Source organism: Phreatobacter sp. GW821-FHT04C01 (assembly GCF_059420385.1).
Genome location: NZ_JBWKTP010000001.1, coordinates 839,345 through 865,711, shown reverse-complemented (window position 1 = coordinate 865,711; position 26,367 = coordinate 839,345). Strand labels below are relative to the sequence as shown.

Sequence of the window (26,367 nt, the reverse complement as noted above, 5' to 3'; positions counted from 1 at the left end):
CGGCTACAGACGCCCGCCGTCGATGACGAAATCGGCGCCGGTGACGAAAGCCGCCTCGTCCGAGGCCAGGTAGAGCGCCATGGCCGCGACCTCGTCGGCCCGGCCGAGACGCTTCGCCAGGCGGCCCTCGCTCAGGCCCGCCATGACCTTCTCCTGTTGCGGCCGCGACATGTTCGAAATGAAGGCGCGCGGCATCGGTGTGTCGATCGCACCCGGCAGGATCGAGTTCACCCGGATCGGAGCGAGCTCGATCGCCGCCACCCGCGACATCATCGCAACCGCCGCCTTGGACGCCGAATAGGCGCTCATATTGGCCGTCGGCTTGGTCGCCGCGCCCGACGACATGTTGATGATCGCCCCGCTCTCGGCCATCAGCGGCGCCAGGGTCCGCATCAGCAGGAACGGACCGGCGACATTGACCGCCATGAGACGATCGAGATCGGCGAGGCTCGTCTCCAGGAGCGGCTTGCCGACCATCGCGCCGGCATTGTTGACCAGGATATCGAGCCGGCCCCAGGTCGCCTTGACGTGATCGCCGAAACGGGCGACTGCCCCCTCCGACGTCACGTCCAGGTCATAGGGCCGGCAACGCTGCGCGACCTCGTCATGGCCATCGCCGGCGCCGCCGCCGAACATCCCGTCATCGGCGCCGATATCCGCGCCGATGACCGTTGCGCCCTCGCGGGCGAAACGCTTGCAAATCGCCATGCCGATGCCGCCGCGGGCGCCGGTGACCACGACGGTCTTGCCGCTGAGGGCCTGTCTGCTCTGCATCACCAACACCCCCCGCTCAATGCCTCAGGCCGCTTTGCTTCAGCAACGGCATCACTTTGTCGCGGAAATATTCGAGCTCGGAAGCGTAGTCGACGAAATACATCACCAGGCCGTGGACGCCGCGCCGGGCATAGTCGTTCATCTGATCGACGATCTGTTCGGGAGTGCCGATCAACGGATGCGTGCCATAGCCCGCCACGAACCGGCGCGCGCGCTCTTCGAAACCCTCTTTGAACGACCCGCTTTCGATGCCGAGCGTCGCCATCATGCTGCGCGCCGCTTCCCAGTCGCCATGGTCGAGAATGCTCTGGAACGCCGCCTGGGCCTCTGCCTCGGTGTCGCGGCAGACCACCAGCGCCGAGCACATCAACGCGACGTCGCGGTTATATTCCTTGTCGGCGCGCTCCTTGACGCTCAGCAGCCGCTCGATGTCGTCGGGACGCGACGGCGATCCGAAGCTGATGTCGACATTGCGCGCGGTGAACTCGATGCCGGCCGGCGACGTGCCGGCATTGACCAGAACCGGGCCGGGCCGCTGCAGCGGCTTGGGGCTCGATTCCAGGCCCGCCAGGTCGAAATACTGGCTCTTGAAATCGAACGGCTCCCGGTCGGTCCAGAGCCGCTTGACCACGTCGAGCCATTCCTCGCCGTAGCGATAGCGGTCGTCATGCTCACGCAGGCCGGTGCCGAACATGGCCATTTCGGAACGAAACCAGCCCATCACGACATTGAGGCCGAACCGTCCGTTCGAGATGTGATCGATGGTCGCGGCCTGCTTGGCGGCGACGACGGGATGGGTGAGACCGACATGGGAGGTCGCGAAACACATGATCCTGTCGGTTGCTTCGGCCATGCCGGCAGCCCAGGTATAGACGTCGAAATTGGTGCCGTTATGGTTGGACTGGCCACCCTGGCCCTTCCATCGGCCGATCGGCAGGGCCACTTCCAAGCCCATCTGGTCGGCGATCTGGACGATCCGGCGATTCTGCTGCCAGGACATCTGATGCTCGGTCGGCAAGGTCGTAATGACGCTGCCGCCGCTGCAGTTCATGGCGAAGACGCCGAGCTTGAGCTTCTGATCATTGAAGATCGGAATGTTCTGGCGCCGGTATTCGCGCAATTCTTCGCGGTTCATGGTCTGGCTCCGGGCCGTCCGCCATAAGGCCGGAGGCCGCATGGGGGGCGTCAGTCGAACGACACGGCGTCGGAGGTCGTGATCGCCGCGAAGCGGCCGAGCACGGCGATCGAATCGTCATGATCCCGCGCGGTCGCCGCCGCGCAGCAATCCTCGATGACGACGCAGACATAGTCCCGGTCGTGGGCCTCGCGGATGCCCGCCTGCACGACGGCGGCGGTCGACACGCCCGACATGAACAGGCGCGTGATGCCGTGAGCGCGCAGGAAGACCTCGAGATTCGTGCCGTAGAACGGGCTGACCCGGTGCTTGGTGACCAGCAGGTCGGTCTCGCGGCGGTCGATATCGGGATGGATCTCGGTTCCCCACGAGTCCAGTTTGAAAATCCCATATTTCCGGGCCGCGCTGAACATCGGCGAGGTCGACGGGCATTCGCGATAATCGCTGGAGAAGCCGACCCGGACGAAGACGACCGGCACGCCAGCCGCCCGCGCCTTTTCGATCACCGCCGCCGTCCTGGCCAGGACATCGCGGCTGCGGACCTGCTCACCGAGCGGTCCGGCGCCGTTCGGCCCATCCTTGTGGACCAGATCGTTTTGCAGATCGAGAACGAGATAGGCTGACGACATCGGAGTGACTTCCTTTTCTGGCGCAGCCGAACACCCCGCGCCTGTTGCGCGGCCGGTGGAGCTGACGGTTTGCGGTGGGTCGGACGGGTGCGGCCGGCGGCGATGCCGTGATCAGCCTGCAGCCCGATTTTTGGTTGCCCGGGACGATCCTGCGCGCGTGGAGCGGCGGCACGGCTGGCCGCGCCTCGCGACGATCGAGACGTCCTGACGGCTTGGAACGGCGTTTCCCGGGTGAAGAGTCATGAAGCGCTCTTTTTTTGGAATTGATTTCCATTATTTCTGATCGTCGTCGGCGATCTTGTCAAGCCCTTTGGCCAGAAACGGCCCGGCGAATAGGCGCGTCGGCGGTGCTCGCAAAACTTATGACGCAATATCAGGTAGTTACGCGACCGCCGGTATATCGACTTGAGCGTGGCCGGGGCCTGGATTTGCGCAAGATATTGGAATACATTTCCATCTCGCCGGGCGAATGTGCCGGGCATCTGCCAACCGCAAGATCACTTTCATGGCCATCAAGAGCAGCACGCCGCCCGCCACGCGATCGAAGGTCCGTCAGGGCGGGAGCGGCAACGACCTGACCGGCGACAATGCCGACGACAGCCAGGTCATCGCGGCGCTGGCCCGCGGCCTGGAGGTGCTGGGCGCCTTTCACCTGGGCGACCGGCAGCTCGGCAACCACGAACTGGCGACCCGGACCGGACTGCCCAAGGCGACCGTCTCGCGCATCACCTTCACCCTCGCCAAGAGCGGTTTTCTGTCTTTCGACCAAAGGCAGCGGATGTATCACCTGGGCCCGAAGGCCCTGAACCTCGGTTTCGTCGCGCGGGCCGACGCGGATATTCGCGGCAATCTCCGGCCCATGATGCAGCAGTTCGCCAACGAGACCGGGCTGAATATCGGGCTCGGTGTCCGCGACAAGGACTCGATGCTCTATATCGACACCTGGGAGGGAACCGCGCTGGTGGGCCTGAAGGTCTATCCCGGCTTCCGCATTCCCTTTTTCACCACCGCCATGGGGCGCGCCTACCTGGCGGCGCTCACCGCGGGAGAGCTCCAGATACAATTGGGTGAGCTTGCCCGGCAGATGGTCAATGACGGCCTGTCCAAGGAGGACGTGGACAAGCAGATCGACCACTATCAGCAATATGGCTTTTCGATCAGCCTCGGCGACTGGGTCGAGGACATCGGCACCATCGCGGTGCCGTTCAGCCGTCCCGACCGGCGGCAGATCTATGTCATCAGCGTCGGCGGTCCGATCTACCGCATGACCCGGTCGGTCATCTATGACGAGCTCGGCCCCCGCCTGATCGCGTTTCGCAACAGCATCGAGAGCAGCACGATATTCTAGCCGGCAGGGCCGAGCCCGGACGTCAATCCTGGTCCTTGTGCACGAGAATGTTGACGAGCTTGCCGAGGGGATCGCGCACATAGAAGCGCCTGACGCCCCAGGGCTCGTCGGCCGGCCCATAGACGATCGGAACGCCGGCGCCCCGCATCCGGTCGAGCGCCACGTCGAGATCGTCGACCTCGATCGACAGATCCGGCACCGGCGTGCCGGAACCGCCCTGCGAGGCGACGCTGAGCTGGACCTTCATTGTCTCGGCCGAGCCATAGGTGGCGATCCAGCCATGATCCATCATGAGCTCGAGGCCGAGCAGGTCCTGGTAGAAACGCCTGGCAGCGGTGATATCCGCTGCCGCGATATTGGCGACGATCCGTTTGACCTTCATGCCCGGCCCCTCCCCTGGCGGCAAAGCTTCGGCACCAGCCGGCGGCGACCGGATCAGGCAGCGGCGGGGCCCGCGGCGCCATCTCCGGCCTCGTCGGCCACGGCCTTGGCGGCATGATCGAGGATGCCCTTGGCGATCTCGCGTTCGCCCATGATCACGATGTCGGCACCATGCCCGGTCAGGTGGTCGACCTCGGCATCGGAATGGGCGCGCGCGATCACCCGGATCCCCGGATTGACCGCCTTGGTCTTGTCGATGATCTGGCCGGCCTCGAAAGCGTTCGGAATGGCCAGGATCAATCGTTCGGCCCCGGCCACATTGGCCGCCTTCAGGATATCGCTGCGGGCCGCATTGCCGGCGATGGTCTCCACCGTTTCGGCATGCAGACGGGCGACCAGCTTGTCGGCGTCCTCGATCACCAGGAACGGCTCGCCCTTCTGCTTCAGCCCGGCGCCGACCAGGCTGCCGACCCGGCCATAGCCGACCAGCACCGTATGTCCGCTTAGCGTCGTCGCCACCGGCACGTCGTCATCGACATGCCCGGCGGGCGCCGCCGGCGCCACGGCGGCACCGGCCGGTGCCGCGGCGTCCGGCGGCACGACCTCCTTGCGATCGGAGAACCGCTTCAGCCAGCCGACCGCCGCGAAGGCCAGCGGGTTGACCAGGATCGACAGGATGGCGCCGGCCAGGATGAGGTCGCGGCCGCGCTCCGGCAGCAGGGCCAACTGGACCCCGAGCTCGGCCAGGATGAACGAGAACTCGCCGATCTGCGCCAGGCTCGCCGAAATGATCAGCGCGGTGGCCAGCGGATAGCCGAAGGCGAGCACGATCAGGAAGGCCGCGACCGATTTGCCGATGACGATGATGAACAGCGTCGCCAGGACCGCGCCGGAATCGCTGATCAGGTTCATCGGCGAGACCAGCATGCCGACGGACACGAAAAACAGCACCGAAAAGGCGTCGCGCAACGGCAGCGATTCCTCCGCCGCCCGGTGGCTGAGCGGCGACTCGCTCATGATCATGCCGGCAAAGAAGGCGCCGAGCGCGAAGGACACGCCGAACAGCTTGGCCGCTCCGAAGGCGACGCCGAGCGCGATCGACAGCACCGCGAGCCTGAACAGCTCGCGCGAGCCGGTATGGGCGACATAGTGCAGGATCCAAGGGATGATCCGCCGTCCGACCACCAGCATGAGGCCGACGAAACCGGCGACCTTGACGACGGTCAGCGCAATGGTGCCGCCGACGCCGAGGCCGAGATAGGCGCTCAGCGGATCCGCCGCGGCCGCCTGGCTATTGCCGCCGAGCAGGCCCGACAGCGCCGGCAGCAGCACCAGCGCCAGCACCATGGCGAGGTCTTCGACGATCAGCCAGCCGACCGCGATCCGGCCTCTTTCGGTGTCGATCAGCCGGCGCTCCTGCATGGCGCGTAGCAGCACCACGGTGCTGGCGACCGACAGCGCCAGGCCGAACACCAGGCCCGCGCCGAAGCTCCAGCCGAGCACCCAGGCAAGCCCGGCCCCCATGACGGTCGCCACCGTGATCTGCACGACGGCGCCCGGCAGCGCGATCGTGCGCACCGACAGGAGATCCTTCAGCGAGAAATGCAGGCCGACGCCGAACATCAGCAGGATCACGCCCATCTCGGCGAGCTCGGGCGCCAGTTTCTGGTCGGCGACGAAGCCCGGCGTATGCGGCCCGACCAGCACGCCGGCCAGGAGGTAGCCGACCAGGGGCGGCACACGAAACCGGTTGGCGATCGCGCCGAAGACGAAGGCCAGTCCGAGGCCCATGACGATGGTGGCGATCAGCGGCGTGTCATGATGCATGGGCTGGGGGCGGCCTTTCCGGACGATCGGTTGCGAGGGCTGGATGGTTTGGCGGATTTCAACCAATATGGTTGACACCCACCGGTCCCCGCAAGGCCAAAGGTCCAAACGATCTCATGATTTTGTTACCTGAACAGTGCCGGGCCGCCCGCGCCCTGCTCGACTGGTCCCAGGAGCGCCTCGCTCGCCTCGCCGATGTCTCGCGCAGCACCATTCGCGGCTTCGAGGGTGGTCATCACGACTTGCACGCCACGACCGAGACGCAAATCGTCAAGGCGTTCGAGACCGCCGGAATCACCTTTCTGCCGGATGGCGACGACGGGCCCGGCGTCCGGCTGAAGCGGCCCAAGCCGCTGTCATAGAACATGAAAATGCGCGCCGCCGCGACCGGCTCCGGCATGCGATCGAGGCCGCGCCTTTCGCCCCGAAGCCCGGTCATGAGCCCGGCGCGCGGGAGGCTTGTTGCAAATGATTTGCAAAAGCCTTGACGTCGGACAATGATCATGGAACCAAATGGAGCCAGAAAACCCACTCCTGGATGACCGGATGACCATGGCCCGCATCAATGAAGGCGACGCTGCTCCACGGGGATGGCGGCGGGCGCGCGGCGAAGCATCGCTGGTCGAAGTCTTCCGCTCGATCCGTGTTCCGACCACGGGCACGCCCTGGCGCAAGTTTCTGGCCTTTCTCGGCCCCGGCTACCTCGTCGCGGTCGGCTATATGGACCCTGGCAACTGGGCGACCTCGCTCGCCGGCGGCTCCAAATTCGGCTACGCGCTGCTGTTCGTCGCGCTGCTGTCCAACATCATGGCGATCATCCTGCAGTCGCTCTGCGCCAGGCTCGCCATCGCCACCGGGCGCGATCTCGCCCAGGCCTGCCGCGACGCCTATCCGCGCTGGACCGCCTGGCCGCTCTGGGTGCTGGCCGAGGTCGCCGTGATCGCCACCGATCTCGCCGAGGTGATCGGCACCGCGATCGGCCTCAACCTCCTGTTCGGCATCCCGCTCGAGATCGGCGTGGTCATCACCGCGCTCGATGTCTTCCTGATCCTCTGGCTGCAGACCAAGGGCTTCCGCTGGATCGAGGCCTTCATCATCACGCTGATCGGCGTCATCGCCTTCTGCTTCCTGGTGCAGATCGCCATGGCCAACCCGAACTGGAGCGAGGTCATCAAGGGCTTCGCGCCGACCACCCAGATCGTCACCAATCCGGACATGCTCTACCTGGCGCTCGGCATTATCGGCGCCACCGTCATGCCGCATAATCTCTATTTGCACTCCTCCATCGTGCAGACCCGCGCCTTCGGCGAAGGCATCCCGGAGAAACGCGAAGCGCTGAAATATGCGACGCTGGATTCGACCTTCGCGCTGATGTTCGCCCTGACCATCAATGCCTCGCTCTTGATCCTGGCCGCCGCCGCGTTCAACAAGACGGGCAATACCGGCGTCGAGGAATTGCAGCAGGCCCATTCGCTGCTCACCCCCCTGCTCGGCTCGGCCATCGCGCCGACCCTGTTCGGCATCGCGCTGCTCTGCTGCGGCCTCAATTCGACGGTCACCGCCACCATGGCCGGCCAGATCATCATGGAAGGCTTCATCGACATCCGCATCGCGGCGTGGCTCCGGCGCCTGGTCACGCGCTGCATCGCCATCGTCCCGGCCATCGTCGTGACCATTCTTTATGGCGAGGGCCAGACCGCCAAGCTCCTGATCCTCAGCCAGGTGATCCTGTCGCTGCAGCTGCCTTTCGCCATCGTGCCGCTGATTCACCTCAGTGCGTCGCGCGAGCGGATGGGGGCGCTGGTCTCGCCGCGTTGGCTGACCGCCATCGCCGTGCTGATCGCACTGACCCTGATCGTGCTCAACATCAAGATCATCGTCGACTTCGCCGGCGGCTAGACCGCCGGCTCAGGCCGCCCGCATCAGCCGGTCGGCGATCAGCGCCGTGATGCCGATCGCCGCCCCGATGGCCGAAACCAGCGGCCAGCCGCCGAGCGCCCAGGCCAGGCCCGCCCCCGCCGAGCCGAGCGCGCCGCCCAGGAAGAACAGTCCGACGAACAGGCCGTTGAGCCGGCCGCGCGCCTCCGGCTGCAGCAGCGTGACGGCGCGCCGTCCGAGCGTCTGGTCGGCGGTGACGCCGATATCGAGCAGGACGGCCGCCGCGCCCATCAGCACCAGCATCGCGACGGGGTCGCCGTGGCGCGCCGTCCCGGCCCAAGCGGCAAGGCCGAAGGCTACGACCAGCAGGCCGTGCGCGGCGATCGTGGCGGCGGATGTCAGGCCGCGGTCGCCGAGCCGCCCGGCCAAGGGCGCGACCGCCGCCCCGGCGGCACCGACCAAGGCGAAAACCGCGATGCCGCGCTGGCCGAGATCGAACGGCGCCTGGCCGAGCCGAAGCGCCACCGCCGTCCAGAACAGGCTGAAGCCGGCCATGCTGAAGGAAGCCGTCAGGGCATGCCGGCGCAGCACCGGCTCGGTGAGCAGAAGCTGGCCCAGCGAGCGGATCAGCCGGCTATAGGCCGTGCGGCCCATCGGCCGGCGCTCCGGCAGGCGAGCGGCCAGCACGACGCTCAGCGTCCCCATGGCGACAGCGCTGATGCCGTAGAAGGCGCGCCAGCCAAATGTATCGGCAATCAGGCTGGCCAGCGGCCGCGACAGCAGGACGCCGATCATCAGGCCGCTCATGACGTCGCCGACAACCTGTCCGCGCCGCTCCGCCGGCGCCATGCCGGCGGCGATCGGCACGAGGATCTGGATCGCCGAACAGGCGGCCCCGAGCAGGAACAGCAAGGGTAGCAGGAGAGCCGCCGTCGGTGCGGCGGTCACCAGCGCCGCCGCCAGCACCGCGGCAAGCAGCATGCGCAGGATCAGTCGCCGGTTCTCCAGGAGATCGGCAAGCGGCACCAGCAGGAACAGGCCGGCGGCATAACCGAGCAAGGTCGCCATGGCGACCATCCCGCTGGCCGCCTCCGACAGTCCGAGCGCCGGTCCGATCAACCCCACCAGCGTCTGTGGTGCGAACAGGTTGGTGACGATGACGGCGACAGCGCTGGCGAACAGAATGATGAGCGCGCGGGTGAGCGGCGGCCCGGCCCGGTCGGCGGCGAGCAGGCCGGACGCGGTATCGCTTGCAGGGGACATGGACACTTCCGATCAAATGAAATGACATATTGCTCGGAAACTTTATTTGGCCTACGCATCATGCTACAATTCAATTCATTCTATAATGATTATGCGGATCAAGCATGAACACCCATGACCTCGAGGCCTTTCTCGCCGTCGTCGAAACCGGCTCGATCGTCGCCGCCTCGGCACGCCTGAACCTGACCCAGCCGGGCGTCACCCGGCGGGTGCAGAACCTGGAAGACCTCCTGGGCACGGCCTTGCTCGACCGCCAGTCGAAACCGCTGAAGCCGACCTCCGCCGGCCGCGAAGCCTATGAACAGGGGCGGCGCGTGTTGCGCTCGCTCGAAGACCTGAAATCAGGGCTGGCGCCGGGCGGACCGGTGCGCGGCGAATTCCGCCTCGGCATCATGCCCTATCTGTCGGAGGCGGCCCTCGCCGCGCCGCTCGACCGGCTGCGGGCGACCTTTCCGGACCTGACCTTGCGCATCACCTCGGGCTGGTCGCCGCGCCTCGTCGAACAGGTCGGACGCAGCGAGCTGGATGCCGCCGCGCTTTGCCTTGCCGAGGGGATCGACCCGCCCGACGACCTCGTCGCCGAGGATCTCGGCCTTCAGCCAGTCCTGCTCGTCGCGGCGCCTTCCCTGGGCGTGCCGAAACAGGCGAACCTCGCCGATCTCGCGCGCTTTCCCTGGGTGATGAACGAGACCGGCTGCGGTTTCAGGGCTTTCCTGCGCCGTACCTTCGAAGCCGCCCGGCTGCCTTTCCAGGTCGGCATCGAGGCCCTGAGCGCGGACCTGCGTATGTCGCTCGTTGCCCGTGGCCACGGGATCGGTGTGGTCACGCCGGCCGCCTTTGCCGGCAGCCCGTGGCGCGAGCGCGTCGAGGTCCTCGATACCGTCGAATTCCAGCCACGCGTGCGTTCGTGGCTGTTGCATCGGCCGCCTGCCGGCCGCCTGACGCGCCCCCTGGCGCTGTTCCGCGAAACGCTCACCGTCTCGCTCGGTGAGCTCATATCCTGAAGGTCGCTCCGGTGCCCTCCGGCTCTCAGGGCTTCCTCGCCTGCGTGAGATAGTCGATGCGCGCATAGGTGACGTCGGCCAGGCACTTGACACCTCTCAGCCGTGCCGCGCGCGCATCCCCGCCACGCGTGATGTCCTGCTCCCAGGCACAGGTCGCGTCGCGATAGGCGAGCCAGGCACGCTGCGCCCTCAGGAGGAGTTCGCGGTTGCGGCCGTCTCCCCCCAGCGCGCGATAGCGCTCGTTGAGTTCCTCGTCAGCATTGCGAAAACGCTTGACCACGCAGTCGTCGTGATCGGCGCGCACCTCGCTGTCGCAAAGGTTCGGCGCCGGATCCGACAGGACCTGTTCGGCGAGGCCCCGGCCCTGTCCGAGCGCGGGCGCCGGTCCCGCCGCAAGGGCAAAGAGGACGCCCGCAAGCGCCACGGCCGTGACGGTGCCGCGAGGCATGCGCCGGTGAAACAGCATGGGAACTCCACAGAAAGCGTGACGAAATGGCGAGATCTGTAGCCACGTTCGAACGCGGCGACCAGGGCGTCTCGCGGCGATCGCCGGATCGGCCGCGCCGGCCCTAGGGGCCCGTCGCCTGCTGCAGATAGGCGGCCCGTGCCTCGGTCGCGGCCGCGAGGCAATTGATCGCAAAAAGCGTCGCCGCCGTGCCGCCGCGCACCCGGTCCTCCTCCCAGGCGCAGGTCGCGTCGCGATAGGCGAGCCAGACCCGCTGGGCGCTCAGCAGCAGATCGCGGCTCTGCTTGTCGCCGGCAATGTCACGATAGACCCGGTTGAGCTCGGCATCGGCGGCGCGAAACCGGGCGACGGCACAGAGTTCGAGGTCCATCCTATTGCCACTCTCGCAATTGGCCGGCGCAGGCTGCACGGGCTGCGACAGCACGCGATCGGCCAGCCCCTTCTGTTGCGCAGCGGCAGGCGTCATCGCGGCGACGAAACCCATGACGGCAATGGCAGCGAGGCCCGCCGGACGACAATGGTGGCGCATGCGATCTCCCGTTCTCCCCAAGAAATCCAGCCGCAAATCTAGCAGCCGGGTTGTCCGGCCGATACCGTGATCTGCCCGTATCGACCAGGTCTGGTCGGGCTTGCTCCTCGACCCTGCCGACCCGCTGCCATGCCCGCTTGCCTTCGTACCGCCCTCCTCGCCGCCCTGTCACTGGCCGCGGCAAGCCTCGCCGCCTCGCCGGTCCAGGCCCAGAGCCATGAGACCTATCGGCTGGACATGCTGACCCCCGGGCAGAAGGAGCTGCTGTTTCAGCGCGTCGACAGCTATGCCCATGTCGAGAGTTTCCTGAAGTTCTGCGGCCATCCCCCGGCGCTCGAGCGACGGGTGCGCCGCACCGTTCAAGGCTGCGTCGCCCCGGCTTCGCTCGAGATCATCGCCGCCCATTTCCGCCGCTCGCTCGCCGCCCGCGCCGCGACCCGCTGGAATTGCGACACCGACGAGGCGCGCCGGATGATCGCTCGCTCCGAACAGGCGCTCGAAACCGCCTTCACCGATCTGAAGCGGGCCTGCGAGCGGCCGGAAAGCTGACGATCGGACCCGGCCCCAGGCGCGGTGCGCGCCCCTGGCGCCGGCCTTTTTCTTGACTCCGGCGCGCTTTGTCTCTATCGGCCCACCCACTCTCGTTCTTCGAGACCTGCCTTCGCCGACCGGGACGCTGATCCCGGAGGTTCCCGCCCGACAGCGCAAAGCGCCCTCGGGCGTGTTCGGCGTTGCGGTTTGCGGCGGACGTGACCATTTCCGGGCGACCCCGGTGATGAACTTTGGAGCGACCATGTTCGAAGGCCTGTCGACGCGACTGTCCGGCATCCTCGATCGTCTCAAAGGGCGCGGCGCGCTGAGCGAAGCCGATGTCCAGGAGGCGATGCGCGAGGTGCGCCGCGCGCTGCTCGAGGCCGACGTGGCGCTGGAAGTCGTCCGCTCCTTCACCGACAAGGTGCGCGACCGCGCCGTCGGCGCCGAGGTGCTGAAATCGGTCACACCGGGCCAGATGGTCGTCAAGATCGTCCACGACACCCTGGTCGACACGCTCGGCACCGATGGCGTCGCCATCGATCTCGTCGCCGTGCCGCCGGTGCCGATCATGATGGTCGGCCTGCAAGGCTCGGGCAAGACCACCACCACGGCCAAGCTCGCCAAGCGCCTCTTCGAAAAGCAGAAGAAAAAGGTGCTGATGGCCTCGCTCGACACCCGTCGACCGGCGGCCATGGAACAGCTCGCCGTGCTCGGCAAGCAGATCGGCGTCGATACCCTGCCGATCGTCGTGGGCCAGTCGCCGGTGCAGATCGCCCGGCGCGCCATCGAGGCCGGCAAGCTCGGCGGTTTCGACGTGGTCATTCTCGACACCGCCGGCCGCACCCATGTCGACGAAGCCCTGATGATCGAGGTCGCCGAGGTCGAGCGCGCCGCCAAGCCGCATGAGACGCTGCTGGTGGTCGACAGCCTGACCGGCCAGGACGCGGTCAATGTCGCGCGCTCCTTCACCGGCCGCGTCAATGTGACGGGCGTGGTGCTGACCCGCGTCGACGGCGATGGCCGCGGCGGCGCCGCCTTGTCCATGCGCGCGGTCACCGGCAAGCCGATCAAGCTGCTCGGCACCGGCGAAAAAATGGACGGGCTGGAGGATTTCCACCCCTCGCGCGTCGCCAACCGCATCCTCGGCATGGGCGACATCGTCTCGCTGGTCGAGAAGGCCGCCGAGAGCATCGATGCCGAACAGGGCATGGCCATTGCCCGCAAGATGCAGCAGGGCAAGTTCGATCTCGAGGATCTCGGCCAGCAGCTCGACCAGATGCTCAAGATCGGCGGCATGCAGGGCCTGATGGGCATGTTGCCCGGCATGAAACAGGCCAAGCAGCAGCTCGCCAACGCCAATATGGACGACAAGGCGATCAAGCGTCAGCGCGCCGTCATCCAGGCGATGACCCGCTGGGAGCGCCGCAACCCCAAGGAAATCGACGGCAAGCGCCGCCGCCGCATCGCCAAGGGCTCGGGCACCTCGCCGGAAGAGGTCAACAAGCTCCTGAAGATGCATCGCGGCATGGCCGACATGATGAAGTCCATGGGCGGCGCCCAGGGCAAGCGCGGCCCGATGGCCGGCCTTGCCAACATGTTCGGGCTGGGCGGCGGCGGCGGCATGCCCCAGCCGACGCCGGAAATGCTCGCCGAAATGGCCAAGAAACTGCCCGGCGGCATGCCGGGTGGCCTGCCCGACAAGATGCCCGGGCTGCCCTCCGGCGGCCTGCCGCCGGGCTTTCCCGGTCTCGGCGGCCTCGGCGGCAAGCTGCCGGGCCTTCCCGGCTTCCCCTTCGGCGGCAAGAAGAAGTAAGCGCGATGAGTGTTTCCCCATCCCGTCCCGATGCGGCGATCCCGGCCGAACTCAAGTCGCTGCGGCAGAGCATCGACAATATCGACGCGGCCCTCATCCATCTCCTGGCCGAGCGCTTCAAGTGCACCAAGAGCGTTGGCGCCCTCAAGGCTGCCCACAACCTGCCGCCGGCCGACCCGGCGCGCGAGGCGACGCAGGTCAGGCGCCTGCGCCAGCTGGCGGAATCAGCGGAGCTCGATCCCGATTTCGCCGAGAAATTCCTGAACTTCGTCATCAAGGAAGTCATCAGGCATCACGAATCCCTGCAATCCTGAGATTCAAAGACCACAAGGAGCTACCCGCATGTCCCTGAAGATCCGTCTTGCCCGCCGCGGCACCAAGAAGCGCCCGTTCTACCAGATCGTCGTCGCCGACTCGCGTTCGCCGCGCGACGGCCGCTTCATCGAGAAGCTCGGCACCTACAACCCGATCCTCGACAAGGACAAGAAGCGCTACGAGATCGATCTCGAAGCCGCCAAGGCCTGGCTCGCCAAGGGCGCGACCCCGACGGACCGCGTGGCTCGCTTCTTCGACGCCGAAGGCCTGATGAAGCGCGAAGCCCGCAACAATCCGGAAAAGGCCAAGCCCGGCAAGAAGGCCGAGGAGCGCGCAGCTTCCCGCGCCGCCAAGGCCGCCGAAGCCGAGGCTCCGGCCGAAGGCTGAACCTGATCAGCCGGCATCCGCGCATGAGCCCGATGCCGGCCGTCAGGACATTGTGAGCCGCCTCCCCGGCCCGGGGAGGTGGCGGAAAAGCCCTGTCCGCGCACCGCCCGATCGCCGTGCCGGCCGCGGCTGCCGGCGCGGACAGGCTGCAAGGATAGGTTTTCATGCCCTCCGATCTCGTCCTCGTCGCGAAATTCGGTGCCGCCCACGGCATCAAGGGCGAAGTGCGGGTGAAATCCTACACCCAGGATCCCGCCGCCATTCTGGGCTATTCGCCGCTGGTCAGCCGCGACGGCCGCAGCTTCACCATCGAGACGGTCCGGCCGGCCGGCGAAGTCCTGGTCGCGCGGGTGACCGAGCTGAAAGACCGCAACGCCGCCGAGGCGGTGACCAATCTCGACCTGCTGGTGCCGCGCGAGCGGCTCGCCGGACCGATGGACGAGGATGAATTCCTGCATTCCGACCTGATCGGACTGACCGCTGAGACCACCGCCGGCGAGACCATCGGCACGGTCACCGCCGTGTTCGATTTCGGCGCCGGTGATGTCATCGACGTCGCCCGGCGCGGCAAGCGGGCGGTGATGATCCCGTTCACCAAGGCCGTCGTTCCCGTGGTCGACATCGCCGGCGGCAAGCTGGTCGTCGACCCACCTGCCGGCCTGCTCGAGGACGAGGAGGAACCGCGATGAGCCAGCCGATCCGCGCGCTGATCTTCGACATGGACGGCACCATTGTCGACAATATGCGCTTCCACGACGATGCCTGGGAAATCTTCCACCAGCGCCACGGCCTGCCCTTCGACCGCGACCGGCACTTCGTCCAGACCGCCGGACGCTCGCTCTCCGAGATCTTCGCCGGCCTGTTCCCCGCTCTCTCCGAGACGCAGCGCATGCACCTGGCGGAAGAGAAGGAAGAACTCTACCGCGCCGCCTACAAGCCCCATGCGGCACCGCTGGCGGGCCTGACGGCCCTGCTCGACAAGGCCGACGCGCTCGGCCTGCCCTCGGCGGTCGCCACCGCCGCGCCGCCGGAAAATATCGCCGTCGTGCTCGACACGCTGGACCTGCGCCGCCGCTTCAAGGCCATCGCCTCGCCGGCGCTCGGCCTGCGCGGCAAGCCCAATCCGGACATCTTCCTGAAGAGCGCCGAACTGCTCGGCGTGCCGCCCGAGACCTGCCTGGTCTTCGAGGATGCGCCGCTCGGCGTCGAGGCCGCCCGGCGCGCCGGCATGCGCGCGGTCGCGGTCACCACCATGCTGGCGCCCGAGGCCTTCGCCGAATTCCCCAACCGGATCGCGACCATCGCCGATTTCACCGGCTTCGACCTCGCGGGCCTGGCGGTGCCGGCCTGATGTTCCGCGCGAGCGTCCTGACCCTTTATCCGGAAATGTTCCCGGGGCCGCTCGGCGTCAGCCTGGCCGGCCGGGCCATGGGCGAGGCCTGGTCGCTCGACACCCTGTTCATCCGCGACTTCACCCGGGATCGCCACCGCACCGCCGACGACACCCCGGCCGGCGGCGGGCCCGGCATGGTGATGAAGGCCGACGTGCTGGCACGCGCCATCGACGCCGCCTCGCCTGCCGGCGATCCCCGCCCGCGCCTGCTGATGTCGCCGCGCGGCCGGCCCTTGACCCAGAGCCGGGTGCGCGAGCTCGCCGCCGGCCCCGGCGCCATGATCCTCTGCGGCCGGTTCGAGGGCGTCGACGAACGCATCATCGAGGCGCGTGGTCTCGAAGAGGTGTCGATCGGCGACTATGTGCTGTCCGGCGGCGAGATTGCCGCACTGGTGCTGCTCGACGCCGTCGTCCGGCTGCTGCCGGGCGTCATGGGCCATGACCAGTCCGGCACCGAGGAGAGCTTCGAGGCCGATCTGCTCGAATATCCCCACTACACCCGGCCGCAACTGTTCGAAGGCCTGGAGATCCCGGCCATCCTGACCTCCGGCGACCATGGCAAGATCGCCAAATGGCGGCGCGCCGAGGCCGAGCGCATCACGCGCGAGCGCCGGCCCGATCTTTGGGCAAGAATATCAGCCAAAAAGGCGTGACAAGCCGGCGCTTTTCGCGTATCGAGCCGCCTTCCGATGGAACCAGGGGTGAAAGCCCCTTTTATCGGGTCGACCGGGCGCCCGCGCCCGCCCTTCGAATCAAGACCAAAAACATGCCGGACCGCTATCGGCCGGCCACAAGGATGAAATCCATGAACCTGATCCAGACCATCGAGGCCGAAGAGGCCGTTCGCGTTCTCGGCGAAAAAACCATTCCGGAATTTGCTCCCGGCGACACCCTGATCGTCAACGTCAAGGTTCGCGAAGGCGACCGCAGCCGTGTGCAGGCCTATGAAGGCGTCTGCATCTCGCGCTCCGGCGGCGGCCTGATGGAGAGCTTCACCGTTCGCAAGATCTCCTATGGCGAAGGCGTCGAGCGCGTCTTCCCGGTCTATTCGCCCTCGATCGACTCGATCAAGGTCGTGCGCCGCGGCAAGGTCCGTCGCGCGAAGCTCTATTACCTGCGCGATCGTCGCGGCAAGTCGGCCCGCATCGCCGAGCGCACCGATCCCCGCCCCAGCAAGGCGAAGTGATCGCCGCGACGGCAAGCGTCATCTGACGGGATTTTCGACGGGGCCTTCGGGCCCCGTTTTCGTTCCGGCCCGCCCGCCCCGGCGAACCGGTTCGGCTTGCTTCACGGGAATTCTTTTCGGCAAAAAATAATTATCGCAAAACGATATTTAGATATGCTACGGCAATTTCTCCATTCCGGAGTGCCCGCATGTTCAGCCATTCCTCGATGCCACGCCTTGCCAGCCATCCCATGCGGGCAGCTTCCGCCGTCATCCTCATCGGCGCGTCCCTGCTTCTTGCCGGTTGCGCCGATGTGAACTGGCAGGCGACCGGCGAGCGCTGGGTCGATTCCGCCTGCCGGCAATCCGGCAACTGCCGGCCCGCCTGCGACGATGCCGGCTCCCCCTCCGGGGTCTGCCGAGGCGGTCCGCGCAGCCGGTAGTACCGCTGCTCAGTGGTCATGACTGGTCGATTTCGGAGCAGACAAGTCGTGGATATCAGGGACAAGCCCGGGCAAGACGATGTGTCGACCTCACGGGGTGCTGGGCCACGACGCGGGTCCTGCGCCCGTCTCTGGGGAGTACCCCTCGTCATGGCCGGGCTTGTCCCGGCCATCCACGACTTCGGCCCGATTTTTCATAGAGAACGGCCCATTCAGGATGCGCGTCAGCGCCACTGGCAATTTCCGCCCCAGGCCCACCAACGCAACGCCGACAAAGTCACTCGATCTTGGCGCCGGAAGTCCGAACGATCTCGGCCCAGACCTTCAGGTCGGCCTCCAGCTTGGCCGCCAGTTCGGCTGGCGTGGAGGCGACGATATCGGCACCCTGCTGGGCGAATTTCGCCTTCATCTCCGGTCGCGCGAGGGCCGCGTGGGTGGCGGTCACCAACTTGTCGATGACCGGCTGCGGCGTGCCGGCGACGCCATAAATGGCGATCCACAATTCGGCGTCGAAACCCGACACGGTCTCGGCGATCGCCGGCACGTCGGGAATATTGGCATTGCGCTTCAGCGTCGACACGCCGAGCGCTCGCACCGTTCCGGCCTGGATCTGGCTGATCACCGCCGGCAGGTTGGAGAAGGTGATCGGCACGTGGCCGGCGATGACGTCGCTCAGCGCCGGCGCGATGCCGCGATAGGGAATGTGCTTCAGGTCGATGCCGGCGCGCGACTTCAGCATCTCGCCGACAAGGTGATTGAGCGTGCCATTGCCGGCCGAGGCATATTGATAGTCGCCAGGCTTTTCCTTGGCCATGCGGATCAGGTCGGCGACCGTTTTCGCCGGGAAGTTCGGATTGACCACCAGCACGTTCGGCACCGTGCCGAGCATGGAGATCGGCGCGAAATCCTTCACCGGGTCGAAGCCGGTGCGGGCATAGAGCGCCGGATTGATCGCCTGGCTCGCCGAAATCGTCACCAGCAGCGTATAGCCGTCCGGCGTCGAGCGCGCCGCGGCCTGCGAGCCGAGATTGCCGCCGGCGCCAGCCCGGTTCTCGACCATGAAGCGCTGGCCCATCACCTCCGACAGCGCCTCCGCGACGATCCGGCCGATAATGTCATTGGCCCCGCCCGGCGCCTGCGGCACCAGGATGGTGACCGGCCGGTTCGGGTAATCGGCCTGCGCCAGGGCCGGCGCGGTGAGGGCCGTGGACAGAAGGCCGAGCGCGGCGCGACGAGTGAAGGCAGGCATGAGAATGCTCCGGAAAGCGGACGATCTGCGGGGCCGGAAAATGGCACGGCTGACGGCGCCGATGGAAGGGCCACGGTGACGCGGGCGCCGGCTCACTGCTGACACGGGCTGGCAGCAGCATGGCGGCCGGGCCGCCGTACCTCTTCCGTTCCGGCGATTCCCGTCCCATATTGCGGCCATGCCGAAAGCGCCGAAGCAGCCTGCCGCCGAAGTTCCGCGATCCCCGACGGCGTCCTCGCCCCCGATGAGGGCGACGAAGCCCGCGACGAAGGATTCGAAGGCGAAAAGCCCGCGATCGAAGGCCTCCAAGCCGGAGCTCCAGCCGCTCGGTCCGGCGCTGGCCGAGCTGTTGAACCCGGCGATCAACCGCGGCACCGCCGGCGTCGGTTCTCAGACCGGTTTCGGCGAAGCCCCGCAGGCCGGCTTCCAGGCCGAGGCGAGCCTCGCCGACAAGGCGCTGGCGCACCGGCTCGGCATCAATGTCGAGCAGGCACAGGCGCTCGACATCGAAAGCGAGATCGGCGCCTCCGGCGTCACCGCCACGGTCAAGGCGCTGGAGCGGCTGATCCAGGAGGGCCGGCCCGAGGTCAACGGCCAGGTCTGGCTGCCGCACAAGCCGGCACGGCCGGAAAAATGGGAGGGCGGCAAGTCTTTCGAACTGGTCTCCGACTTCGAGCCGGCCGGCGACCAGCCGACCGCCATCGCCGAACTGGTCGACGGCTTGAACCGGCAGGAGCGCGACCAGGTGCTGCTCGGCGTCACCGGCTCGGGCAAGACCTTCACCGCCGCCCAGATCATCGCCCAGACCCAGCGGCCGGCCATCGTGCTGGCACCCAACAAGACGCTGGCCGCCCAGCTTTATGGCGAGTTCAAGTCGTTCTTTCCGAACAACGCGGTGGAGTATTTCGTCTCCTATTACGACTACTACCAGCCGGAAGCCTATGTGCCGCGCTCGGACACCTATATCGAGAAGGAATCCTCGATCAACGAGCAGATCGACCGGATGCGCCACTCGGCCACCCGCGCTCTGCTCGAACGCGACGATGTGATCATCGTCGCCTCGGTCTCCTGCATCTACGGCATCGGCTCGGTCGAGACCTATACCGCCATGACCTTCGGCGTGAAGGTCGGCGAGAAGCTCGACCAGCGCCAGCTGATCGCCGACCTGATCGCCCTGCAATACAAGCGCACCCAGATGGATTTCTCGCGCGGCACCTTCCGGGTGCGCGGCGACACCATCGAGCTGTTCCCGGCCCACCTGGAAGACCGCGCCTGGCGCATCGGCCTGTTCGGCGACGAGGTCGAGTCGATCCACGAATTCGACCCGCTGACCGGCCAGAAGAATGCCGACCTGTCCTTCGTCAAGGTCTATGCCAATTCGCACTATGTGACGCCGCGCCCGACCCTGGTTCAGGCCATCACGGGCATCAAGGAAGAGCTGCGCTGGCGGCTCGAGGAGCTGAACAAGGCCGGCCGCCTGCTCGAGGCCCAGCGGCTCGAGCAGCGCACCTTGTTCGACCTGGAAATGATGGAGGCCACCGGCTCCTGCGCCGGCATCGAGAACTATTCGCGCTGGCTGACCGGCCGCCGCCCGGGCGAGCCGCCACCGACCTTGTTCGAATATGTCCCCGACAATGCCCTGGTCTTCGTCGACGAGAGCCATGTCACCGTGCCGCAGATCGGCGGCATGTATCGTGGCGACTTCCGGCGCAAGGCGACGCTGGCCGAATATGGCTTCCGCCTGCCCTCCTGCATGGACAACCGTCCCCTGCGCTTCGAGGAATGGGAGGCGATGCGGCCGCAGACCGTCCACGTCTCGGCGACGCCGGGCGGCTGGGAGCTGGAACAGACCGGCGGCGTCTTCGCCGAGCAGGTGATCCGCCCGACCGGCCTGATCGACCCGCCCTGCATCATCCGCCCCGCCCGCACCCAGGTCGACGACCTGATCGGCGAGGTCAAGGCGACGGCTGCCGCCGGCTATCGCTCGCTGGTCACGGTCTTGACCAAGCGCATGGCCGAGGACCTGACCGAATATCTGCACGAGCAGGGCGTCCGCGTCCGCTACATGCATTCCGACATCGACACGATCGAGCGCATCGAGATCCTCCGCGATCTCCGGCTCGGCGCCTTCGACGTGCTGGTTGGCATCAACCTGCTGCGCGAGGGCCTCGACATTCCCGAATGCGCGCTGGTCGCCATTCTCGATGCCGACAAGGAAGGCTTCCTGCGCTCCGAAACCTCGCTGATCCAGACCATCGGCCGCGCCGCCCGCAATGTCGACGGCCGGGTGCTGCTCTATGCCGACCAGATGACCGGTTCGCTGGAGCGCGCCATTGCCGAGACCAATCGGCGGCGTGAGAAGCAAGAGGCCTATAACGCCGCCCATGGCATCACGCCGCAGACCATCAAGCGCGCCATCTCGCAGATCCTCGATTCGGTCTACGAGAAGGACCATGTCACCGTCGATGCCGGCCTGACCAAGAGCGGCGCTTCCGTCGGCCACAATCTGGCGGCGGTCACCGCCGATCTGGAAAAGCGCATGCGCGAGGCCGCCGCCGACCTGCGCTTCGAGGAGGCCGCGCGCCTGCGCGACGAACTGAAGCGCCTGCGCGAGACCGAGCTTGCCGTGATGGACGATCCGCTGGCGCGCCAGCAGACCGTCGACGACAGGACCGGCGGCTATCGCGGCGAGCGCAAATACGGCAAGGCGGCCAATTTGCCGCCGTCACGCGCGACCAAGCCGGATCTCGACAGCATGGGCCCGGGCACCGACCGCGAGGTGCCCGTCGGCGCCGAGGCGCGCCACAAGGGCGGCGGCAAGCCGAGGCGGGGCTGGAAGCGGTAGGGCTGCGAGACGGGCGCTCGCTCCGAGCCGCGCGTCCCGGCCATGATGCCCCGGCCGGGACCGTAGCGTGGATTGTCTTACCGACAATTCCCAACATGACAGGCCCGGCCTTCCCCCGCACTCTGCAGGCGGCGCTCCGATCATTGGGGAATGACGGTCGCCTCGGGGGGGATCGCCATGGACTTTGCCGGACCGGCGCGCTGGGCGCTGATGGTCATGATGTGTCTCGGCCTGACGCCGGCGGCCAATGCGCAATCCTTGGTCGATCGCGGCCGCAGCCTGATGCAGGGCATCGCCGCCTGCGGCAACTGCCATACGCCGCTGACGCCGAACGGCCCGGCCCCGGGCATGGAGCTGGCCGGCCGGCTGATGGCCGATGAACCGCCCTTCACCGCCTATGCGCCGAACATCACGCCGGATCCCGAGACCGGCATCGGCCGCTGGACCGATGAGCAGATCATCGCGGCGATCCGCGAGGGCAAGCGCCCTGACGGCTCGATCATCGGGCCGCCCATGCCGATCCCTTTCTATCGCCGCATGTCGGATGACGACGCCAAGGCGATCGTCGCCTATCTGCGCCAGGTCCCGGCGGTCAGGAACCAGGTGGCGCGTTCGGTCTACCGCATTCCATTGCCGGCAAATTACGGCCCGCCGGTCGGTGCCGTCGCGACGCCGCCACGCGGCGACAGGCTCGCCTATGGCGCCTATCTCGCCGGCCCGCTCGGTCATTGCCTGGAATGTCATTCGGCCCGCCTGCCGAACGGCGCGCCCGACATCGCCAACGGCCTGGGCGCGGGCGGCATGACGTTCAACGGCCCCTGGGGCATCAGTCACGCCGCCAACCTGACGCCGACCAATCTCGCCCGCTACAGCGACGAGCAGGTGAAAGCCATGATCACGACGGGCAAGCGGCCGGACGGCTCGGCCATGCTGCCGCCCATGGCCTATGGCTTCTATCGCAATATCGCGGCCGACGAGCTCGACGCCATCGTCGCTTTCTTGAGGACCCTGCCGGCGAAATAACCTGGTCAGGGCCGGCCGAGGCGTTTCCGCCGCGACCGGCGCGGCGGAAATCGCCGGTATCGATGCTCAGCGCTGGCGGGCGATGATCTTGTCCTTGATGCCGTCATAGACGCCCTGCGGGATGATGTTCCGGTTGGGCAGGTCGTCCTTGCCGCGATAGGGGCGGCCGCGAATGATCGCGTCGGCGCGGGCTTCGCCGATGCCGGTCAGGGTCATCAGCTCCGCGCGGGTCGCCGAGTTGATGTCGATCAGCGCCGATTGCGGCGTGGTCGCGGCGGGGCGGGCGGGCGTCGCCGGGGCCGCTGCCGCCGGCGGTGTCGCCGGGCGGGCCGGCGTTGCCGGCTGGGTCGCCTGGGCGAAAGCGCCGGTCGCGGCGCCGGCCGCGAGAGCGCCGGCGAGAAGCAGAGTCCTGAACATGGTGGTCTCCCTGGTCGTGGAGGGCCATCCTTGGCCCCGAATCGGGCGCCTTCGCGCCGAAGCTGTGGCGACAGCCGAGCACCATCGCGCGTCCGACTCAATCCGGTGTGTCCCTATGAAGGGCGGGCGCCCTGCGGCGCCGGCGCTAGACGGCCGCAGGCAGGGGCAGGCTCCGGTCCTCCTCGGCATCGAAGGCGCCCGACAAGGCCCGCTCCATCTGCACGTCGTCGCGGGCATTCTCCCATTTGGCCACCACCATGGTGGCGACCCCATTGCCGATGAGATTGGTCAGCGCGCGGGCCTCCGACATGAAGCGGTCGACGCCGAGGATCAGCGCCACGCCTTCCACCGGGATCTTGCCGTGCAGCGCCGACAGCGTCGCCGCCAGCACGATGAAACCCGAGCCGGTGACGCCTGCCGCTCCCTTCGAGGTGAGCAGCAGGATGCCGAGCAAGGTCAGCTGTTCGGTGAAGCTCAGCGGAATGTTCAGGGCCTGGGCGATGAACAGGGCCGCCATGGTCAGGTAGATGCAGGTGCCGTCGAGATTGAACGAATAGCCGGTCGGCACCACCAGCCCGACCACCGGCTTGGCGCAGCCGGCCTTTTCCAATTTCTCCATCAGCCGCGGCAGGGCTGCCTCCGACGACGAGGTGCCGAGCACCAGCATCAGCTCCTGGCGGATATAGCGGATGAACCGCCAGAGCGAGAAACCCGACAGCCAGGCAACCGCGTTCAGCACCACGAAGATGAACAGGATGCAGGCGGCATAGACGGCCACCATGATCTCGAACAGGTTGGCCAGCGTCGCCGTGCCGAACTTGCCGACGGTGAAGGCCATCGCGCCGAAAGCCCCGAGCGGCGCCAGATACATCACCATGGTGACGATCTTGAAGAAGGCCTGCGACAATTGCTCGAGCAGATCCAGGATCTTCTCGCCGGCACTGCCGAGCTGGGTCAGCGCGATGCCGAACAGGATCGAGAACAGCAGGATCTGCAGGAGGTCGCCCTTGGCGAAGGCGTCGACCACCGAGTTCGGGATGATGTTGAGGAAGAAGTCGACGGTCGACTGCTCGGCGGCGGCGGCCTGATAGGAGGCGATCGACTTGGCGTCGAGCTTGGCCGGGTCGGCGTTGAAGCCGGCGCCCGGGCGCCAGACATTGGCGACCAGCAGGCCGATGGCCAGCGCCGCGGTGGTCAGCACCTCGAAATAGACGATCGACTTGAGCCCGACCCGGCCGAGCGACTTCAGGTCGTTCATCTTGGCGATGCCGATGCTGACGGTGAGAAAGATCACCGGCGCGATCAGCATCTTGATCAGCTTGATGAAACCCGTGCCGAAGGGCTGCATCGCGACGCCGAGATCGGGAAAGAAATGGCCGAGCAGGACGCCGATGAAAATGCCCAACAGCACCTGGACGTAAAGCGACTTCAAATGATGCATGACGCGTCTCCCCTCGGCGGATGGGAGGACCGGACATTCGCGGCGTCGCCTGCGAAGGCACGGGCCGGATGCTTGTCATTATCTCCGGGTTAGCGGCCTTGGGCGCCTGCCACAATTGGGCTTAGCGCGTAGTCCCGTCAGGGATTTCCGCCTCGCCCGGGCCGGGCGCGATCAGGCGCGAGGCGTCCGCCTCAAATTCGCCTGTCTTGCGGCTTGTTATAAGAAAGCGAACGTTCATTCACTTTTTGCATTGCAAAAAAGTGTGTTCACCGATAATGACGCCGCGTCAGCCGAGGTGCCATCCAGACCATGCCGCGTATCGACGAAATCCAGCGCACCGACCGCAAGACGACGATCCTGGATGCTGCCGAGCGCTGCTTCGTGCGCTCGGGTTTTCACGGCGCGACCATGGCCGAGATCTGCGGCGAGGCCGGCATGAGCCCGGGCAACCTCTATCGTTATTTCCGGTCCAAGGAAGCGATGATCGAAGGCCTTTGCGAGCGCGATCTCGCCGAGGCCGCCGAGGGCTTCGAAGCCCTCGCCACCGCCGACGACCTGTGGGCCTCGTTCCGTGCGCTCGCCTATTTCCATCTGGTCGAAGAGCCCCGCGCCAGTTGCGGCATGTGGATCGAGATCATGTCGGAGGCGGCGCGCAACCCGCAGATCGCGGCGCTGCGCGTCAAGACCGACGAGTTCATCTACCAGCAGCTTTATGGCGCATTGGAGACGGCGCGCGCGCGCGGCCATACCCAGCCCCATGCCGATCTCGAACGCACCGTGCAGTTCATGATCACCTTTGCCGACGGGCTGATGCTGCGCCGCGTCCGCGATCCCGATTTCGACCCGATCCCGCATGTCGAGATCATGTTCGACGTCATGCGCTCCATGCTGCTGACGCCGCTCGCCCCATCCAACGACAACCTGACCTGAAGCCGCCACATGAACCGCTCCCTGCCGCTTCTCGCCCTTGTCCTTTCGCTCCATGCCGGCGCCGCGCTGGCGGCCCCCGAACAGCGCGCGACCGAGCCACGCCCCCCCTCGGTCACGGTCGCCACCGCGACCCGCGGCGAAGTGCGCGACCTCGTCATCGTCACCGGCTCGTTCGTGGCGCGCGAAGAGGTGCTGATCTCGCCCGAGATCGAGGGCCTGTCGATCATCGAGATCCTCGCCGAGGAAGGTGACCAGGTCGCCGCCGGCCAGGTGCTGGCCCGGCTCAACCGCGCCATGCTGGACGTCCAGCTGGCCCAGAACGCCGCCCAGATCACCCGCGCCGAAGCAAGCATCGCCCAGTCCAACGCCTCGATCACCGAGGCGACCGCCAACAAGGGCCTGGCCGATCAGCAGCTGCAGCGTACCCGCCAGCTGCAGACCACCGGCGTCGCCTCCAACGACCAGCTCGACCAGCGCCTGTCGGCCTCGCGGGCCGCCACTGCCCGGCTCGACGCCGCCAACCATGCGCTGCAGCTGGGCGAAGCCGACCTGACGCTTGCCCGCGCCCAGCGCCGCGACATCGAATTGCGCATTGCCCGCTCGGAAATCCGCACGCCGGTCGCCGGCGTCGTGTCGCGCCGCACCGCGCGCGTCGGCGCGGTCGCCACCGCCGTCGGCGACCCCTTGTTCCGCATCATCTCGGAAGGCGCCGTCGAGCTCGAAGGCGACATTTCCGAAACGACCCTGGCCAAGCTGAAGCCCGGCCAGAAGGCGACGATCGATGCCGCCGGCTGGGAAAAACAGCTGACCGGCTCGGTGCGCCTGGTCGCCCCCGAGGTCAACCGCAGCAATCGGCTCGGCCGCGTGCGCATCGCGCTCGACGGCGCCGACCGGCCGCCGCTCGGCTCGTTCGGCCGCGGCATGGTCGAGGTCGCCCGCTCCGAAGGCGTGCTGGTGCCGCTGTCGGCGGTGATGTTCGCGCAGAACGCGGTCTCGGTTCAGGTGGTCAAGGACGGCGTGGTCGAGACCCGCGCGGTCACGCCCGGGCTGCGCGCCGACAACCGCGTCGAGATCCGCCAGGGCCTGCAGGCGGGCGAACTGGTCGTGGCCGTCTCCGGCAGCTTCGTCCGCAACGGCGACCGGGTCACCCCGGTCTCCCTCGCAGCCCGCTGAACGAG

At 67.1% G+C, this 26,367-nt stretch carries 28 protein-coding genes; 17 read left to right on the top strand and 11 right to left on the bottom strand.

The genetic code is table 11. The annotated features are described in order from the left end of the window. Positions 1-3: 3 nt before the first annotated feature. Genes AC07WJ_RS04070 through AC07WJ_RS04060 form a run of 3 tightly spaced genes read right to left on the bottom strand, consistent with a single transcriptional unit; the run spans position 4 to position 2,538 of the window. The gene (locus AC07WJ_RS04070; RefSeq protein ID WP_494933237.1) at positions 4-774 is read right to left on the bottom strand and encodes an SDR family NAD(P)-dependent oxidoreductase; all 771 of its coding nucleotides are present in this window, start codon (positions 772-774) and stop codon (positions 4-6) included. A gap of 16 nt (positions 775-790) precedes the next feature. Next, complete coding sequence (locus AC07WJ_RS04065) at positions 791-1,909, bottom strand: LLM class flavin-dependent oxidoreductase (protein WP_494933236.1); 1,119 nt, start codon at positions 1,907-1,909, stop codon at positions 791-793. Between the two features lie 50 nt (positions 1,910-1,959). Continuing rightward, positions 1,960-2,538 (bottom strand): cysteine hydrolase family protein, encoded by a 579-nt coding sequence (locus AC07WJ_RS04060; RefSeq protein ID WP_494933235.1) that lies wholly within the window; start codon positions 2,536-2,538, stop codon positions 1,960-1,962. Positions 2,539-3,043: 505 nt separating this feature from the next. Here AC07WJ_RS04060 and AC07WJ_RS04055 point away from each other — a divergent pair. Continuing rightward, complete coding sequence (locus tag AC07WJ_RS04055) at positions 3,044-3,886, top strand: IclR family transcriptional regulator (protein WP_494933234.1); 843 nt, start codon at positions 3,044-3,046, stop codon at positions 3,884-3,886. A 22-nt stretch (positions 3,887-3,908) separates the two neighbouring features. Here AC07WJ_RS04055 and AC07WJ_RS04050 read toward each other — a convergent pair whose 3' ends face one another. Together AC07WJ_RS04050 and ybaL are read right to left on the bottom strand one after the other, a co-directional pair. Further along, on the bottom strand, positions 3,909-4,268 hold the full coding sequence (locus AC07WJ_RS04050) for a VOC family protein (protein WP_494933233.1): 360 nt from the start codon (positions 4,266-4,268) through the stop codon (positions 3,909-3,911). Between the two features lie 53 nt (positions 4,269-4,321). Continuing rightward, positions 4,322-6,094 carry a YbaL family putative K(+) efflux transporter gene (gene ybaL / locus AC07WJ_RS04045; protein ID WP_494933232.1) on the bottom strand — a complete coding sequence of 591 codons (1,773 nt, stop codon included), beginning with the start codon at positions 6,092-6,094 and terminating at the stop codon, positions 4,322-4,324. Between the two features lie 116 nt (positions 6,095-6,210). Between ybaL and AC07WJ_RS04040 the strand changes: the two genes are divergently transcribed. Both AC07WJ_RS04040 and AC07WJ_RS04035 read left to right on the top strand, forming a co-directional pair. Next, on the top strand, positions 6,211-6,456 hold the full coding sequence (locus AC07WJ_RS04040; protein WP_494933231.1) for a helix-turn-helix transcriptional regulator: 246 nt from the start codon (positions 6,211-6,213) through the stop codon (positions 6,454-6,456). 190 nt (positions 6,457-6,646) lie between these two features. Then, entirely contained in the window at positions 6,647-7,993 is a 1,347-nt protein-coding gene (locus AC07WJ_RS04035) for an Nramp family divalent metal transporter (protein WP_494933832.1), read from the top strand. Between the two features lie 9 nt (positions 7,994-8,002). Here AC07WJ_RS04035 and AC07WJ_RS04030 read toward each other — a convergent pair whose 3' ends face one another. Continuing rightward, positions 8,003-9,235, bottom strand: coding sequence for an MFS transporter (locus AC07WJ_RS04030; protein ID WP_494933230.1), 1,233 nt, complete (start codon positions 9,233-9,235; stop codon positions 8,003-8,005). Between the two features lie 104 nt (positions 9,236-9,339). On the opposite strand from AC07WJ_RS04030, the gene AC07WJ_RS04025 reads away from it, so the two are divergent. After that, complete coding sequence (locus tag AC07WJ_RS04025) at positions 9,340-10,239, top strand: LysR family transcriptional regulator (protein ID WP_494933229.1); 900 nt, start codon at positions 9,340-9,342, stop codon at positions 10,237-10,239. 25 nt (positions 10,240-10,264) lie between these two features. On the opposite strand, the gene AC07WJ_RS04020 is transcribed toward AC07WJ_RS04025, so the two are convergent. Both AC07WJ_RS04020 and AC07WJ_RS04015 read right to left on the bottom strand, forming a co-directional pair. Next, positions 10,265-10,705: a lysozyme inhibitor LprI family protein gene (locus AC07WJ_RS04020; protein WP_494933228.1), complete on the bottom strand. Its 441-nt coding sequence runs from the start codon at positions 10,703-10,705 to the stop codon at positions 10,265-10,267. 103 nt (positions 10,706-10,808) lie between these two features. Continuing rightward, a complete protein-coding gene (locus AC07WJ_RS04015; protein ID WP_494933227.1) occupies positions 10,809-11,234 on the bottom strand; it encodes a lysozyme inhibitor LprI family protein in 426 nt (141 codons plus the stop codon). A gap of 129 nt (positions 11,235-11,363) precedes the next feature. Here AC07WJ_RS04015 and AC07WJ_RS04010 point away from each other — a divergent pair, with 129 nt between their 5' ends. From AC07WJ_RS04010 to AC07WJ_RS03970, 9 genes are all read left to right on the top strand, one after another. Continuing rightward, a complete protein-coding gene (locus AC07WJ_RS04010) occupies positions 11,364-11,783 on the top strand; it encodes a hypothetical protein (RefSeq protein WP_494933226.1) in 420 nt (139 codons plus the stop codon). 244 nt (positions 11,784-12,027) lie between these two features. After that, a complete protein-coding gene (gene ffh, locus AC07WJ_RS04005) occupies positions 12,028-13,581 on the top strand; it encodes a signal recognition particle protein (protein WP_494933225.1) in 1,554 nt (517 codons plus the stop codon). 5 nt (positions 13,582-13,586) lie between these two features. Continuing rightward, positions 13,587-13,895, top strand: coding sequence for a chorismate mutase (locus AC07WJ_RS04000; protein WP_494933224.1), 309 nt, complete (start codon positions 13,587-13,589; stop codon positions 13,893-13,895). 28 nt (positions 13,896-13,923) lie between these two features. After that, positions 13,924-14,283, top strand: coding sequence for a 30S ribosomal protein S16 (gene rpsP, locus AC07WJ_RS03995; RefSeq protein ID WP_494933223.1), 360 nt, complete (start codon positions 13,924-13,926; stop codon positions 14,281-14,283). A 164-nt stretch (positions 14,284-14,447) separates the two neighbouring features. Beyond that, positions 14,448-14,972, top strand: coding sequence for a ribosome maturation factor RimM (gene rimM, locus AC07WJ_RS03990; RefSeq protein ID WP_494933222.1), 525 nt, complete (start codon positions 14,448-14,450; stop codon positions 14,970-14,972). Further along, positions 14,969-15,634: an HAD family hydrolase gene (locus AC07WJ_RS03985; RefSeq protein ID WP_494933221.1), complete on the top strand. Its 666-nt coding sequence runs from the start codon at positions 14,969-14,971 to the stop codon at positions 15,632-15,634. The genes rimM and AC07WJ_RS03985 overlap by 4 nt, the downstream gene beginning before the upstream one ends. Further along, the gene (gene trmD / locus AC07WJ_RS03980; protein ID WP_494933220.1) at positions 15,634-16,329 is read left to right on the top strand and encodes a tRNA (guanosine(37)-N1)-methyltransferase TrmD; all 696 of its coding nucleotides are present in this window, start codon (positions 15,634-15,636) and stop codon (positions 16,327-16,329) included. The genes AC07WJ_RS03985 and trmD overlap by 1 nt, the downstream gene beginning before the upstream one ends. Positions 16,330-16,481: 152 nt before the next feature. Beyond that, positions 16,482-16,862 carry a 50S ribosomal protein L19 gene (gene rplS / locus AC07WJ_RS03975; protein ID WP_494933219.1) on the top strand — a complete coding sequence of 127 codons (381 nt, stop codon included), beginning with the start codon at positions 16,482-16,484 and terminating at the stop codon, positions 16,860-16,862. A gap of 188 nt (positions 16,863-17,050) precedes the next feature. Beyond that, complete coding sequence (locus AC07WJ_RS03970) at positions 17,051-17,284, top strand: hypothetical protein (protein WP_494933218.1); 234 nt, start codon at positions 17,051-17,053, stop codon at positions 17,282-17,284. A gap of 277 nt (positions 17,285-17,561) precedes the next feature. Here the strand turns inward: AC07WJ_RS03970 and AC07WJ_RS03965 are convergent, their stop codons facing one another. Further along, complete coding sequence (locus AC07WJ_RS03965) at positions 17,562-18,533, bottom strand: Bug family tripartite tricarboxylate transporter substrate binding protein (protein ID WP_494933217.1); 972 nt, start codon at positions 18,531-18,533, stop codon at positions 17,562-17,564. Positions 18,534-18,777: 244 nt separating this feature from the next. Between AC07WJ_RS03965 and uvrB the strand changes: the two genes are divergently transcribed. Both uvrB and AC07WJ_RS03955 read left to right on the top strand, forming a co-directional pair. Continuing rightward, complete coding sequence (uvrB, locus tag AC07WJ_RS03960) at positions 18,778-21,378, top strand: excinuclease ABC subunit UvrB (protein WP_494933216.1); 2,601 nt, start codon at positions 18,778-18,780, stop codon at positions 21,376-21,378. Positions 21,379-21,555: 177 nt separating this feature from the next. Further along, positions 21,556-22,401 carry a c-type cytochrome gene (locus AC07WJ_RS03955; protein ID WP_494933215.1) on the top strand — a complete coding sequence of 282 codons (846 nt, stop codon included), beginning with the start codon at positions 21,556-21,558 and terminating at the stop codon, positions 22,399-22,401. Between the two features lie 66 nt (positions 22,402-22,467). On the opposite strand, the gene AC07WJ_RS03950 is transcribed toward AC07WJ_RS03955, so the two are convergent. After that, a complete protein-coding gene (locus tag AC07WJ_RS03950; protein WP_494933214.1) occupies positions 22,468-22,818 on the bottom strand; it encodes a ComEA family DNA-binding protein in 351 nt (116 codons plus the stop codon). Between the two features lie 145 nt (positions 22,819-22,963). Next, positions 22,964-24,259, bottom strand: coding sequence for a dicarboxylate/amino acid:cation symporter (locus tag AC07WJ_RS03945; protein WP_494933213.1), 1,296 nt, complete (start codon positions 24,257-24,259; stop codon positions 22,964-22,966). Between the two features lie 309 nt (positions 24,260-24,568). On the opposite strand from AC07WJ_RS03945, the gene AC07WJ_RS03940 reads away from it, so the two are divergent. After that, entirely contained in the window at positions 24,569-25,189 is a 621-nt protein-coding gene (locus AC07WJ_RS03940) for a TetR/AcrR family transcriptional regulator (protein WP_494933212.1), read from the top strand. A gap of 9 nt (positions 25,190-25,198) precedes the next feature. Then, the gene (locus AC07WJ_RS03935) at positions 25,199-26,362 is read left to right on the top strand and encodes an efflux RND transporter periplasmic adaptor subunit (RefSeq protein ID WP_494933211.1); all 1,164 of its coding nucleotides are present in this window, start codon (positions 25,199-25,201) and stop codon (positions 26,360-26,362) included. The last annotated feature ends 5 nt before the right edge of the window (positions 26,363-26,367 follow it).

Coding starts and splice junctions, on each gene's coding strand:
- AC07WJ_RS04055 (WP_494933234.1), top strand. CDS start 3,044: ATGGCCATCAAGAGCAGCACGCCGCCCGCCACGCGATCGAAGGTCCGT.
- AC07WJ_RS03965 (WP_494933217.1), bottom strand. CDS start 18,533: ATGCCTGCCTTCACTCGTCGCGCCGCGCTCGGCCTTCTGTCCACGGCC.
- AC07WJ_RS04070 (WP_494933237.1), bottom strand. CDS start 774: ATGCAGAGCAGACAGGCCCTCAGCGGCAAGACCGTCGTGGTCACCGGC.
- ybaL (WP_494933232.1), bottom strand. CDS start 6,094: ATGCATCATGACACGCCGCTGATCGCCACCATCGTCATGGGCCTCGGA.
- rplS (WP_494933219.1), top strand. CDS start 16,482: ATGAACCTGATCCAGACCATCGAGGCCGAAGAGGCCGTTCGCGTTCTC.
- AC07WJ_RS03940 (WP_494933212.1), top strand. CDS start 24,569: ATGCCGCGTATCGACGAAATCCAGCGCACCGACCGCAAGACGACGATC.
- AC07WJ_RS04040 (WP_494933231.1), top strand. CDS start 6,211: ATGATTTTGTTACCTGAACAGTGCCGGGCCGCCCGCGCCCTGCTCGAC.
- AC07WJ_RS03970 (WP_494933218.1), top strand. CDS start 17,051: ATGTTCAGCCATTCCTCGATGCCACGCCTTGCCAGCCATCCCATGCGG.
- AC07WJ_RS04060 (WP_494933235.1), bottom strand. CDS start 2,538: ATGTCGTCAGCCTATCTCGTTCTCGATCTGCAAAACGATCTGGTCCAC.
- rpsP (WP_494933223.1), top strand. CDS start 13,924: ATGTCCCTGAAGATCCGTCTTGCCCGCCGCGGCACCAAGAAGCGCCCG.
- AC07WJ_RS04015 (WP_494933227.1), bottom strand. CDS start 11,234: ATGCGCCACCATTGTCGTCCGGCGGGCCTCGCTGCCATTGCCGTCATG.
- ffh (WP_494933225.1), top strand. CDS start 12,028: ATGTTCGAAGGCCTGTCGACGCGACTGTCCGGCATCCTCGATCGTCTC.
- AC07WJ_RS03950 (WP_494933214.1), bottom strand. CDS start 22,818: ATGTTCAGGACTCTGCTTCTCGCCGGCGCTCTCGCGGCCGGCGCCGCG.
- AC07WJ_RS04010 (WP_494933226.1), top strand. CDS start 11,364: ATGCCCGCTTGCCTTCGTACCGCCCTCCTCGCCGCCCTGTCACTGGCC.
- AC07WJ_RS03955 (WP_494933215.1), top strand. CDS start 21,556: ATGGACTTTGCCGGACCGGCGCGCTGGGCGCTGATGGTCATGATGTGT.
- rimM (WP_494933222.1), top strand. CDS start 14,448: ATGCCCTCCGATCTCGTCCTCGTCGCGAAATTCGGTGCCGCCCACGGC.
- AC07WJ_RS03985 (WP_494933221.1), top strand. CDS start 14,969: ATGAGCCAGCCGATCCGCGCGCTGATCTTCGACATGGACGGCACCATT.
- AC07WJ_RS03945 (WP_494933213.1), bottom strand. CDS start 24,259: ATGCATCATTTGAAGTCGCTTTACGTCCAGGTGCTGTTGGGCATTTTC.
- AC07WJ_RS04035 (WP_494933832.1), top strand. CDS start 6,647: ATGGCCCGCATCAATGAAGGCGACGCTGCTCCACGGGGATGGCGGCGG.
- uvrB (WP_494933216.1), top strand. CDS start 18,778: ATGAGGGCGACGAAGCCCGCGACGAAGGATTCGAAGGCGAAAAGCCCG.
- AC07WJ_RS04000 (WP_494933224.1), top strand. CDS start 13,587: ATGAGTGTTTCCCCATCCCGTCCCGATGCGGCGATCCCGGCCGAACTC.
- trmD (WP_494933220.1), top strand. CDS start 15,634: ATGTTCCGCGCGAGCGTCCTGACCCTTTATCCGGAAATGTTCCCGGGG.
- AC07WJ_RS04020 (WP_494933228.1), bottom strand. CDS start 10,705: ATGCTGTTTCACCGGCGCATGCCTCGCGGCACCGTCACGGCCGTGGCG.
- AC07WJ_RS04025 (WP_494933229.1), top strand. CDS start 9,340: ATGAACACCCATGACCTCGAGGCCTTTCTCGCCGTCGTCGAAACCGGC.
- AC07WJ_RS03935 (WP_494933211.1), top strand. CDS start 25,199: ATGAACCGCTCCCTGCCGCTTCTCGCCCTTGTCCTTTCGCTCCATGCC.
- AC07WJ_RS04065 (WP_494933236.1), bottom strand. CDS start 1,909: ATGAACCGCGAAGAATTGCGCGAATACCGGCGCCAGAACATTCCGATC.
- AC07WJ_RS04050 (WP_494933233.1), bottom strand. CDS start 4,268: ATGAAGGTCAAACGGATCGTCGCCAATATCGCGGCAGCGGATATCACC.
- AC07WJ_RS04030 (WP_494933230.1), bottom strand. CDS start 9,235: ATGTCCCCTGCAAGCGATACCGCGTCCGGCCTGCTCGCCGCCGACCGG.